The sequence below is a fragment of the Pseudomonas sp. Arb-4-2C genome (assembly GCF_055755015.1).
Window position 1 is genome coordinate 2,158,963 of sequence record NZ_CM146899.1, and the last position, 11,713, is coordinate 2,170,675.

Annotated in this window: 9 protein-coding genes; all 9 read left to right on the forward strand. The window is 61.3% G+C overall.

Going from position 1 to position 11,713, the window contains the following annotated elements; genetic code table 11:
* The first annotated feature begins 307 nt into the window (after window positions 1–307).
* The 9 genes from ycaC (at window position 308) to AC0J41_RS09635 (ending at window position 11,708) form a co-directional block, all read left to right on the forward strand.
* On the forward strand, window positions 308–940 hold the full coding sequence (ycaC, locus tag AC0J41_RS09595; protein WP_102359026.1) for an isochorismate family cysteine hydrolase YcaC: 633 nt from the start codon (window positions 308–310) through the stop codon (window positions 938–940).
* Window positions 941–1,184: 244 nt separating this feature from the next.
* A complete protein-coding gene (locus tag AC0J41_RS09600) occupies window positions 1,185–2,237 on the forward strand; it encodes an isopenicillin N synthase family dioxygenase (protein WP_473015321.1) in 1,053 nt (350 codons plus the stop codon).
* 27 nt (window positions 2,238–2,264) lie between these two features.
* Window positions 2,265–3,074 carry a MetQ/NlpA family ABC transporter substrate-binding protein gene (locus AC0J41_RS09605; protein ID WP_473015322.1) on the forward strand — a complete coding sequence of 270 codons (810 nt, stop codon included), beginning with the start codon at window positions 2,265–2,267 and terminating at the stop codon, window positions 3,072–3,074.
* Window positions 3,071–3,871: a methionine ABC transporter ATP-binding protein gene (locus tag AC0J41_RS09610; RefSeq protein WP_473015323.1), complete on the forward strand. Its 801-nt coding sequence runs from the start codon at window positions 3,071–3,073 to the stop codon at window positions 3,869–3,871. The genes AC0J41_RS09605 and AC0J41_RS09610 overlap by 4 nt, the downstream gene beginning before the upstream one ends.
* On the forward strand, window positions 3,868–4,539 hold the full coding sequence (locus tag AC0J41_RS09615) for a methionine ABC transporter permease (protein ID WP_025109129.1): 672 nt from the start codon (window positions 3,868–3,870) through the stop codon (window positions 4,537–4,539). The genes AC0J41_RS09610 and AC0J41_RS09615 overlap by 4 nt, the downstream gene beginning before the upstream one ends.
* A gap of 8 nt (window positions 4,540–4,547) precedes the next feature.
* Entirely contained in the window at window positions 4,548–6,098 is a 1,551-nt protein-coding gene (locus AC0J41_RS09620; RefSeq protein WP_473015324.1) for a sugar ABC transporter ATP-binding protein, read from the forward strand.
* Complete coding sequence (locus AC0J41_RS09625) at window positions 6,091–7,116, forward strand: ABC transporter permease (protein ID WP_025109124.1); 1,026 nt, start codon at window positions 6,091–6,093, stop codon at window positions 7,114–7,116. Before AC0J41_RS09620 ends, AC0J41_RS09625 begins: the two co-directional genes overlap by 8 nt.
* Before the next feature lie 25 nt (window positions 7,117–7,141).
* Window positions 7,142–8,197 carry a substrate-binding domain-containing protein gene (locus tag AC0J41_RS09630; protein WP_025109125.1) on the forward strand — a complete coding sequence of 352 codons (1,056 nt, stop codon included), beginning with the start codon at window positions 7,142–7,144 and terminating at the stop codon, window positions 8,195–8,197.
* A gap of 1,123 nt (window positions 8,198–9,320) precedes the next feature.
* Entirely contained in the window at window positions 9,321–11,708 is a 2,388-nt protein-coding gene (locus AC0J41_RS09635; protein ID WP_473015325.1) for a TonB-dependent receptor plug domain-containing protein, read from the forward strand.
* Window positions 11,709–11,713 lie beyond the last annotated feature (5 nt).

Genomic DNA, 11,713 nt, shown 5'->3' on the forward strand with positions numbered 1-11,713 from the left:
CATGATTACAGGTGAAACAATCCATTCCTGGCCTGCGTCGACCGTATTCCTTGGCCGAGGCAAACTTCAGGAATTGGATCCTATCCTAGTACAACGTTTGGAAGACGGTTTAATGAAGGTGTTATTAGCTCATAACTGCCGACCCTCGGGATTTCTGTAGGCAGCGCCTGCAGCTCTTGATCGATTGTCCCTTTTAAGTTGACAGTAAAACGCGTTTCAACGGATTTATCCGATCAGGTCGTGTCCGTAATCTGTGCCCATGTTCAACGCAACCCCAACCATCACAACCAAGAAAAGGGATTCAACCATGAGCACTGCAACCTACAACCGCCTGAACAAAGACGACGCCGTAGTCCTGTTGGTCGACCACCAGACTGGCCTGATTTCTCTGGTTCAGGACTTCTCGCCGAACGAGTTCAAGAACAACGTCCTGGCCTTGGCCGACCTGGCAAAATTCTTCAACCTGCCGACCATCCTCACCACCAGTTTCGAACAAGGCCCCAACGGCCCGCTGGTTCCGGAACTCAAGGAAATGTTCCCCGACGCACCGTACATCGCCCGCCCAGGCCAGATCAACGCCTGGGACAACGAAGACTTCGTCAAGGCGATCAAGGCCACCGGCCGCAAACAGATCATCATCGCCGGCGTCGTGACCGACGTCTGCGTAGCGTTCCCGACCCTGTCGGCACTGGCGGAAGGCTTCGACGTATTCGTTGTCACCGACGCCTCCGGCACCTTCAACACCACCGTCCAGCAAGCCGCCTGGAGCCGCATGACCCAGGCCGGCGCACAAATGATGAACTGGTTCTCGGTCGCCTGCGAACTGCACCGCGACTGGCGCAACGACATCGAAGGGCTGGGCAATCTGCTGTCGCAGCGGATCCCGAACTATCGCAACCTGATGAACAGTTACTCGGCGATTACCGCAGCGCAGAAGTAAGCGTTGGTGCCAGACTGAAAGCCTGCTTTGGAGAGCAGGCTTTTGTTTTTTCGACACCCGCAGCGCTGATCATCCCCAGCGCTAAGCTAATGCAAAAAAGATATTTGTTCGGTGTTTTTAATATCGTTTAGTTTTGGCTCACAGACGAACCAAAGCATCAAACCGATAGACCTCCCGATTGCCATGACGGCACACGCTGAATCGATCACAGGCTCTTCAGGTTTGATTCACACGGGAGTGAATCATGCCGCACGCATCAGTCATCAACACGCTGCCTATTCTTGATCTTTCGCTGCTCGACGGCTCGGCGCAGCAGCGCCGGCAATTTCTCGAAGACCTGCGCCATGCCGCCCGTGACGTCGGGTTCTTTTACCTGGCCGGGCATGGCATCGACGGTTCCCTGCTCAGACAGGTCCAGGATCAGGCACGGCAGTTCTTTGCCTTGCCGCAAAGCGATAAAGCCGCTGTCGGCATGATCAATTCGCCGCACTTTCGTGGTTACAACCGTGCCGCTTCCGAAATCACTCGCGGGCAACCTGACCTGCGCGAGCAGTTCGATCTTGGTGCCGAGCGCGAAGCGTTGCCGTGGTCGCCGGACAGCCCTTTCTGGACGCGGTTGCAGGGGCCCAACCAATGGCCGCAGGCCCTGCCGCAACTCAAGCCGTTGCTGCTCGACTGGCAGCAGGCGATGACGCGTATGTCGCTGCGTCTGTTGCGGGCGTTTGCCGAGGCGCTGTCGCTGCCGGCCGATGCCTTCGACCGCTTGTACGGCGACAAGCCCAACGAACACATCAAGCTGATGCGCTATCCGGGGCAGGCACGTGAGGCCAGTCATCAGGGGGTTGGCGCGCATAAGGATTCGGGGTTCCTGAGCTTTTTGCTGCAAGACCAGCAGGCGGGGCTGCAAGTGGAAGTCGAGGAGGGGCGCTGGATCGATGCGCTGCCCCGCGACAACACGCTGGTGGTGAACATCGGCGAACTGCTGGAGCTGGCCACCAACGGTTATCTGCGCGCCACCGTGCATCGGGTGGTGTCGCCACCTGAAGGCAGCGAACGTCTGTCCATCGCGTTTTTCCTCGGCGCGCAACTCGACGCCGTGGTGCCGCTGTATCCCTTGCCCACCGTGCTGCTGCGTGAAGCACGCGGCCCGGCGAGTGATCCGCTCAATCCGTTGTTTCGCGATGTCGGCTGGAACTACCTCAAGGGCCGGTTGCGCTCGCACCCCGACGTCGCCCGACGCTTTTATGCCGACGCACTGATGCCCGTTGCACCGGTTCGCAAGACCGCCAACGCCTGATTCATCACTCGCACAAGGATTACGCCCATGTTGAAAAAAGCAGGTTTGACCCTGGCCGTGCTCGGCGCGCTGGTGACTTCGTTTGGCGCTCAGGCGCTGGAGCCATTGCGGGTGGCGGCGGACCCGGTGCCGCACGCGCAGATCCTCGCCTACATCCAGAAGATCGATCCGCAACTCAACCTCAAGGTCATCGAGATCCCCAACGGTGTGAACTCCAACGAGCTGCTGGTGCACGGCGATGTCGATGCCAATTACTTCCAGCATCTGCCGTACCTCAAATCCCAGGAGCAGGCGCTGGGGCAGCAACTGGCGGTGGCGGCCACGGTGCATATCGAGCCGTTGGGGATTTATTCACGCCGGCACAAAAACTTCGCCCAAGTGCCGGAAAAAGGCACCGTGGCCGTCCCCAACAACGTCACCAACCTGAGCCGTGCGCTGTACCTTTTGCAGGACAACGGCCTGATCAAACTCAAGCCCGGTTTCAAGGACCCGGCGGCCGATCAGGCGACGCCCAAGGACATCGCCGAGAACCCCAAACAGCTGAAGATCCTAGAAATCGAATCGCCGCAGATTCCCCGGGCGCTGGACGATGTCAACCTCGCCGTGATCAACGGCAACTACGCGCTGGAAGCCGGGCTGGTGCCGGCCAGGGATGCGCTGGGGCTGGAGAAGGCTGAGCACAATCCGTACGCCAACATTCTGGTGACCACGCCGAAATTGCAGAACGATCCACGGATCGCGCAACTGGCCAGGGACCTGACTTCGCCGCAAGTGGCGAAATACATCACCGACACCTTCAATGGCTCGGTGATCCCAGTGGTGGATGCCACGCCATGATCGTCGTCGAGCAGGTCAGCAAAACGTATCCGGCATCCACCGCGCCGGCACTCGATCAGGTGTCGCTGAGCATTCCCGACGGCGCGATCTACGGCATTCTCGGGCGTAGCGGTGCGGGCAAATCGACCCTGCTGCGTTGCCTTAATCTGCTCGAACGCCCGGACAGCGGACGCATCCTGATCGACGGCGTGGACTTGCTGACGCTGTCCGCCAGCGACCTGCGCCGCCAGCGTCAGCGCATCGGGATGATATTCCAGGGCTTCAACCTGCTGCACTCGCGCACCGTGTTCGACAACATTGCGGTGCCGCTGGAGATCGCCAACGTCGGCAAACCGTGGCGCCATGTACGGGTGCGCGAACTGCTGGAACTGGTCGGCTTGAGTGACAAGGCGCAAGCCTTTCCCTCGCAGTTGTCCGGTGGCCAGAAGCAACGCGTGGGGATTGCCCGCGCGCTGGCAGCAGAGCCGGCGTATCTGCTGTCGGACGAAGCCACCAGCGCGCTGGACCCGGACACCACCGCATCGATTCTCGACCTGTTGCGCGACATCAATCGGCAACTGGGCTTGACCATCGTGCTGATCACCCATGAGCTGGACGTGGTCAAATCGATCTGTGATCACGCCGCCTCCATGGCTGGCGGGCGACTGGTCGAGGCCGGGCCGGTGCCGCGACTGCTGGCGGATCCGCAGTCGCTGCTGGGCGCCTCGCTGCGTCCGACCTGTGGTCTGCCGTTGGGGCATGCCGCGCCGGGGCTGAGCTTCCTCAAGCAATACGGCGTACGGGCGGCCCAGTCATGAACCGCACAATCAATTGGGATGAAATCCTGCAACTGGTGTTCAACGCCACCGGCGAAACCCTGTACATGGTGCTGCTCGCCGGGCTGTTCACGCTGCTGATCGGTCTGCCGCTGGGGGTGTTGCTGTTTGTCAGCCGGCGCGACGGACTGTGGCCGCTGCCACGGCTGAATGCGGCACTGGGTTCGCTGGTCAACCTGGGGCGCTCGCTGCCGTTCGTGGTGATGCTGATCGCGCTGATTCCGCTGACCCGGCTGGTGGTCGGTACGACACTGGGCAGCACGGCGGCGGTGGTGCCGATCACCATTGGCGCGTTTCCGTTTTTTGCGCGGATCGTCGAGAACGCGCTGGATGAAGTCGACAAGGGCCGGATCGAAGCGATCCTCGCCATGGGCGGCGACATCCGCCACGTGATTTGCAAAGTGTTGCTGCCCGAAGCGCTGCCGGCGTTGCTGGCGGGGATCACCCTGACGCTGGTGATGCTGATCGGTTTTTCTTCCATGGCCGGGGTGATTGGCGGTGGTGGTCTGGGCGATCTGGCGATCCGTTATGGCTACCAGCGTTTCAACAATGAAGTGATGGTCGCCACCGTGGTGGTGCTGGTCATTCTGGTTCAGGGCGTGCAAAGCCTCGGAGACCGGCTGGTGCGGTCGCTGGCCCATCGACGTTAAGGAATTGTATGAGTGTCGTCGTGGCTCAAAAGCCGCTGATTCAAGTGCGCGAACTGAGCAAGACCTTCGGTTCGAACCGCGCGCTGGATAGCGTCAGCCTGCAGATTCATCCTGCCGAAGTGGTGGCGTTGCTCGGTGCCAACGGTGCGGGCAAATCGACGCTGGTGAAGATTCTGGCCGGCAGCCAACGTGCCGATGCTGGCGCGATTCATGTTGATGGGCAGCTCCGGCAGTTCAGCTCGCCGCTGTCGGCGCGGCGGGTGGGAATTGTCGCGGTGCATCAACAGATCAACGAGGGCATTGCCCCCGGTTTGAGTGTGGCGGAAAACCTGCTGCTCGATGAGTTGTGCAAACCCGACGCCGACTTCTGGCTCAATCGCAAGCGCCTGCTGGAACGCGCTGCGAGCATCGCCGCCGGGCTGGGGCTGGTGTTGCCGCTGGAGCAAACCATTGATCATCTGGGCCAGGCCGAACGGCAGTTGGTGGTGCTGGCTCGGGCCTTTGCCTTGCAGCCGCGCCTGCTGATTCTGGATGAGCCGACGGCGGCGTTGTCCGACGCCGAGGCGCAGCGCCTGTTCGGTCTGATCGACACCTTGCGCAGCCGTGGAGTGGCGATCATCTACATCTCTCATCGCCTGTCCGATCTGCAACGAGTGGCGGATCGCGCCATTGTCTTGCGTGACGGGCGCCTGGCCGGGGAGTTCAGCGCGCGGCAGTTGCCCGAAGCGGTTCACGCGATGCTCGGGCAGGCGCTTGACGGGCATGTCTACAGGCCAGGGACTGTGGGGCGAAAAGTCCTGGGTGTGCGCGGCCTGCAGATTTTGCCACGCTCGCAACGGTTCGATTTCGACCTGCACGAAGGTGAGGTGGTGGTGCTGACCGGGTTGCTCGGCGCCGGCAAAAGCGAGATTGCCGAAGTGTTGTTCGGCCTGCGTCAAGCTGTGGCTGGCAGCCTGCAACTGGATGGCGTGGACTGGCAGCCGAACTCGCCAAGGGAAGCCATTCATCGCGGCGTGTTTCTCGCGGCGCAGGACCGGGCCAGCCAGTCGCTGGTGCCTGATTTTTCTTTGCGCCGCACACTGACGCTGCCGTTTCTGCAGCGCTTTACCCGCGCCGGTTTCATTCGCAACCGCGCTGAAGCAGCGGCGGTCGAGGCGCAAGTTGCGGCGCTGGGGATCAAGACCGCTGGAATTGAAGTGCCGATGAGCGCGCTGTCCGGCGGCAATCAACAGAAGGTCGTGCTGGGTCGCTGGTTGCTTGGGGCAGGGCGGGTGTTGATTCTCGACGAGCCGTTTCAGGGCGTTGATGTCCGGGCCCGCCGTGAGATCGGTCAACTGCTGCGCGACAGTGCCGTCGGCCGGGCGACGCTGGTGATTTGCGCGGATGTCGACGAAGCCCTGGAAATCGCTGATCGAATTCTGTTGTTGCGTGATCACGCGGTGGTCGCCGACTTCCCGCGCGCCGGTCTGCAACGCGCCACGCTGGTCGCCGCGCTGGCCGGCACCGAGGTGATCGAACATCCCTTTCATGCCACGCCAAGGAGCAGAGCGAGTGCCTGATTCGAGTTCACTGTTATCGAGCGCAGCGGCACCCGCCGAGCGCTTGCTACAAGCGTTGATCCGCTATGGCCTGTTGTGGCTGCTGGCGCTGATCGTGGTGTTTTTCAGCGTCGCGGAGCCAGCGTTTTTACGCGTTGGCAACCTGTTCAGCATCTTGCAGTCGGTATCGATTGTTGCGCTGCTGGCGCTTGGTGTGACGCTGACCATGGCCGTTGGCGGGCTGGATTTGTCGATCGGTGCGGTGGCTGCGATGAGCCTGATGATTGCCAGCTACGTCATGGTGGTGCTCGGTTGGGGCGCGGTGCCGGCGGTGCTGATCAGTCTGGCCGGCGGCGCATTGGTCGGACTGCTCAATGGCTGGCTGATCGTCAAGCTGCGGGTGCCGGACATTCTCGCGACGCTGGGCAGCATGTTTCTGGTGATCGGGGTGCAACTGATTCCCACCGGTGGGCGCTCGATTGCGGTGGGCATGACTTTGCCCAGTGGCGAGGAAACTGAAGGGGCCTTCAGTGCGGCGTTTCTCGCCCTGGGTCGCGGACGGCTGTGGGAGGTGGTGCCGGTGCCGGTGTTGATCACTGCGCTGGTGGCGCTGGCGGTGTGGTTGTTTCTCGAGCGCACGCGCGTCGGGCGTTTGTTTTATGCGATTGGCGGCAACGAGCAGGCGGCGCGGCTGGCGGGGGCACCGGTGCAGCGCTTCAAGTTGCTCGCTTACGTGCTGTCGGCGCTGCTCGCATCGCTCGGCGGTTTGTTGTTGGCTGCTCGCTTGGGTCGGGGCGACGTCAGCTCCGGCAATGGTCTGGTGCTGGACGCGCTCGGTGCGGCGCTGATCGGTTTTGCCGTGCTTGGCGCGAAGAAGCCAAACGCTTTCGGCACGCTGGTCGGGGCATTGCTGGTGGCCTCGCTGCTCAATGGCCTGACCATGCTCAACGCGCCGTATTACGCGCAGGATTTCGTCAAGGGACTGGTGCTGGTGCTGGCCCTGATGTTCACCTTCGGCCTCGCGCATCGGGCGCGCTGAGTCGACATCGTTCAAGGAAAGTCGTATGCATGGTTCACTCAAACAGTTCGCGCGCCATTGCCTCGCCGGCGCCATGCTCTCGGCGTTGGCCTTGAGCGCTCAGGCCAAGGCCTTACCGGGTGCGCCGGCACCGTTTGACAAGGGCCAGGTGCAGATCGCTCTGGTCGGTTATCTGTTTTCCGGGGACTTTCCCGAGGCGTATCTGCGCGGCGTGGAGAAACAGACCGAAGCGCTGGGAGCCAACCTGCGGGTATTCGATGCGCGGCAGCAGGCGGCGAGTCAGGGCGAGATGATCGATCAGGCGATCGATCTCGGGGTCGACGGGATCATTGTGCAACTGGGGTTGGCGGAAACCCTCAAGGGGCCGATTGACCGGGCGATCGCCAAAGGCATCAAGGTGGTGGCGTTCGACGTCGACCTGAACAGCCCGCAAGTGACGCAGGTCGAGCAGGATCACCACGCGCTGGCGCGACTGGCGCTGGAGCAGGCGGTGAAGGACAACGGCACACGGTTCGACGCCGGTTACGTGTACATCAGTGGCTTCACGCCGATGGAGCGTCGCGACGAGATCTGGAGTCAGGTGAAGAAGGCTAATCCGGGCATCATTGAAAAGGCGCGATTCGGCACGCTCAACCCGCCGATTGCCAACTCGGTGGCGGATCAGGCCAGCGCGGTGTTACGCGCCAATCCGGGGATCAGCGTGATCTTCGCGCCGTTCGACGAGTTTGCCAAAGGCGCGAAGATTGCTGTCGACGAGGCCGGGTTGGGGCGCAAGGTGAAGATCTACAGCGCCGACATTTCCACCGCCGACATCCAGATCATGAAAGAACCGGACAGCGCCTGGGCGGCGACCGCGGCGGTCAATCCGCAAGTGGCGGGGGCGATCAGCGTGCGCAGTCTGGCGATGTTGATTGCCGGCGAAAATCCGGGGCATCAGGTGCTGGTGCCACCGACCTTGATCACCCGTCAGCAGTTGCTGGACCTGGACGTGAAAAACGTCCGCGACCTGGCGCAGAAACTCCCGGCCTTCGGTGATACCGCCAATGTGGCGCGGGCCGAGTGGATACCTGTGGCCAACTGAAAACTATCATCCAACGACAGATTCCGTGGGAGCGATCCTGCTCGCGAAGAGGCCAGTCCAGTCGGCATATTCGGAGACAGATACACCGCTTTCGCGAGCAGGCTCGCTCCCACATTGGATCTATGTCGTACGGATAATCTGTGTTCCCCCCAATAAAAACTGTGGGAGCGAGCCTGCTCGCGAAGAGGCCAGTCCAGGCGGCATATTCGGAGACTGATACACCGCTTTCGCGAGCAGGCTCGCTCCCACATTGGATCTATGTCGTACGGAAAATCTGTGTTCCCCTCAATAAAAACTGTAGGAGCGAGCCTGCTCGCGAAGAGGCCAGTCCAGGCGGCATATTCGGAGACTGATACACCGCTTTCGCGAGCAGGCTCGCTCCCACATTGGATCTATGTCGTACGGATAATCTGTGTTCCCCCCAATAAAAACTGTAGGAGCGAGCCTGCTCGCGAAGAGGCCATTCCAGGCGGCATATTCGGAGACTGATACACCGCTTTCGCGAGCAGGCTCGCTCCCACATTGGATCTATGTCGTACGGATAATCTGTGTTCCCCTCAATAAAAACTGTAGGAGCGAGCCTGTTCGCGAAGAGGCCAGTCCAGTCGGCATTTTCAGTGACTGATACACCGCCATCGCGAGCAGGCTCGCTCCCACATTGGATCTATGTCGTACGGAAAATCTGTGTTCCCCCCCAATAAAAACTGTGGGAGCGAGCCTGCTCGCGAAGAGGCCAGTCCAGTCGGCATATTCGGAGACTGATACACCGCCATCGCGAGCAGGCTCGCTCCCACAGGTGTGGTGGTTATGCTTGAGTTAGTTGTTGGTTAGTTGAATTGCTGTTGTTCTGGCAACACTTGTGTTGCCCTTAAAACAACTAACGGGGCTGATCTAACCTAAGTGTTATTGGTTCTTTTGCGCCCGGCACCGGCTCGTCTAGCATCAGCATTCAAGGGGGAATGACTTACTTTGGGGGTTCTGCGCTTCAGCCACTAACCACGTTAGAACAGCCTTCACCGCCTTCCTGATTTCTAAAACTACAGCAGACATTGCCGCGCATTGATTGCCGAACTCTTTATTGTCGGCAACGGCCGGGTATTAGCTGCGATAAAGGAGCCGTAACATGCATCAGCGTTCCCGTTCATTACTCGCCATCGCGGTTGTCGGTGCGATCTGGCAACTTCCGGCGCAAGCCGAGGACACGTCCACGCGTGTTGACGATGACACACGGCTGGGTACCGTGCTGGTCACCGGCACCCGTGGCACTGCGCGCACGGTGCTGGACTCACCGGTGCCGGTGGACGTGTTGACCGCCGCCGACCTCAAGTCCACTGGCGCTGCCGACGGTGAGCTGGGCCAGGCGCTGCAGACGTTGCTGCCGTCCTTCAGCATGCCGCGTCAGTCCAACTCCGGTGGCGCTGACCATGTGCGCGCCGCGCAGCTGCGTGGCATGAGCCCGGATCAAGTGCTGGTGCTGGTCAATGGCAAGCGCCGCCACACTTCGGCGGTGGTCAACGACTCATCAAAAATCGGCCGCGGCACGGCGCCGGTGGACTTCAACTCAATCCCCATCAGCGCGATCAAACGCATCGAAGTACTGCGCGACGGTGCCGGGGCGCAGTACGGCTCCGATGCGATTGCCGGGGTGATCAACATCATCCTCGACGACGCCCCCGAAGGTGGTGAAGTGTCCACCAGTTACGGTGCCTATCACACCCATCAGGATGCGATCGGCCGCACCACCACCGACGGCCAGAACAGCGTGACCACCGCCAAGATCGGCACGCGTCTGGGCGAAGAGGGCGGTTTCATTCGCGGCGGTACCGAGTACAAAAACCGCAACCCGACCAACCGCGCCGGTTTCGACGGTTTCGCCGATAGCCCCGAGCAGCGCAACTATGTGATGGGGGACGGTCTGGCGCGGGACGTCAACCTGTGGTTCAACAGCGAGGTACCGCTGGCCGGCGGCAAGGCTTATAGCTTCGGCACCTACAACCAGCGCCATACCACCGGCGCCGAGTTCTATCGCTACCCCTACGAGCAGCCGCAATTCTATCCCAACGGCTATTTGCCGCAGTCGCTGGGCGACAACAAGGACATCTCCGCCACGGCCGGTTTCAAAGGCATGATCGGCGAAGACTGGGATTTCGACAGCAGCGTCACCCATGGCCGCAACCGGTTTGACGGGTCCACCCGCCGCACCCTCAACGTCAGCCTCGGAGAAGATTCGCCGACGAAGTTCGACACTGGCGATTACGAGCTGCGCCAAACCACCACCAACCTCGACTTCAGCCGAGAATTGCGCCTCGGCGGGCGCTCGTTTGTGTTGGCTCTGGGCGGCGAATACCGCTACGAAAACTACCTGACCTACGCCGGCGACGAAGCCTCTTACATCGGCTCTGGCGCTGACGGTGCGAATGGCTTGCGCCCCAGCGAAGAGTCGGACCTGGACCGCAACGTGTTTGCCACTTACGCCGAGGTCTCGGGTGATCTCACTGACCGCTTCTTCGTCGACGCCGCAACTCGCTGGGAACATTACGACGATGCCGGCAGCAAACTCACCGGCAAGCTCAGTGGCCGCTACAAACTGACCGAACAGTGGGCGTTGCGCGGCGCGGTGTCGAACAACTTCCGCGCGCCGTCGCTGGCCCAGAGCGGTTTCCAGAACACCACCAGCAATTTCGGCGAAGGCGGCACCCTGACTGACATTCGCGTGCTCTCGGTCAACGACCCGATCGCCCGTGCGCTGGGGGCGCAAAAGCTCGATCCGGAAACCTCGAAGAACTTCAGCCTCGGCCTGACCTTCCAGTTGAACGAACGTTTCGACGCCTCGCTCGACGTGTTCCGCATCGACGTCAAGGACCGCATCACCCTGTCGCAGCGCATCGGCAGCGACGCCATGGAGCAATACATCAACGACACCTTCGGCGTGCCGGGGGTGCACGACGTCAATTTCTTCACCAACGCCGCCGACACCAGCACCCACGGCGCCGAACTGGTGCTCAACTACCACCAGCCGCTGTATGACGGACAACTGGGCTTGACCACCGCATACACCTATAACCACACCAGCGTCACCCACACCAAAGGCACGCCGTCGCAGCTCAGCGCGTTGGGCATCGGTGGCGACGCTCTGGTCGGCGTCGAAGAAACCAACACCCTGACCGACGCCGCGCCCAAGGATCGTTTCGTGTTCACGGCCAACTGGGCCAGCGAACACTGGGGCCTGCTCGGTCGTCTGACCCGTCAGGGCGAGACCACCCGGGTGTTCGATTTCGGTGACTCGCAACCGGAGCAGACCTATGGCGCGGTGTGGCAACTGGACGCTGAGGTGACCTACAAATTCACCCCGAAATTCAGCGTGGCGCTGGGCGGCAACAACCTCACCGACAACTACCCGGAACGCTCCGGCTCGGCGATCAACTACGGTGGCAACCTGCCGTATGACGTGCTGTCGCCGATCGGCACCAATGGTGCTTATTACTACGCCAGCGCCACCTACGGCTTCTGAGCCGA

Bases quoted from the DNA above. Each gene is read 5' to 3' on its own strand.
- AC0J41_RS09630 (WP_025109125.1), top strand. From the start codon at position 7,142: ATGCATGGTTCACTCAAACAGTTCGCGCGCCATTGCCTCGCCGGCGCC.
- AC0J41_RS09620 (WP_473015324.1), top strand. From the start codon at position 4,548: ATGAGTGTCGTCGTGGCTCAAAAGCCGCTGATTCAAGTGCGCGAACTG.
- AC0J41_RS09615 (WP_025109129.1), top strand. From the start codon at position 3,868: ATGAACCGCACAATCAATTGGGATGAAATCCTGCAACTGGTGTTCAAC.
- AC0J41_RS09605 (WP_473015322.1), top strand. From the start codon at position 2,265: ATGTTGAAAAAAGCAGGTTTGACCCTGGCCGTGCTCGGCGCGCTGGTG.
- AC0J41_RS09610 (WP_473015323.1), top strand. From the start codon at position 3,071: ATGATCGTCGTCGAGCAGGTCAGCAAAACGTATCCGGCATCCACCGCG.
- ycaC (WP_102359026.1), top strand. From the start codon at position 308: ATGAGCACTGCAACCTACAACCGCCTGAACAAAGACGACGCCGTAGTC.
- AC0J41_RS09600 (WP_473015321.1), top strand. From the start codon at position 1,185: ATGCCGCACGCATCAGTCATCAACACGCTGCCTATTCTTGATCTTTCG.
- AC0J41_RS09635 (WP_473015325.1), top strand. From the start codon at position 9,321: ATGCATCAGCGTTCCCGTTCATTACTCGCCATCGCGGTTGTCGGTGCG.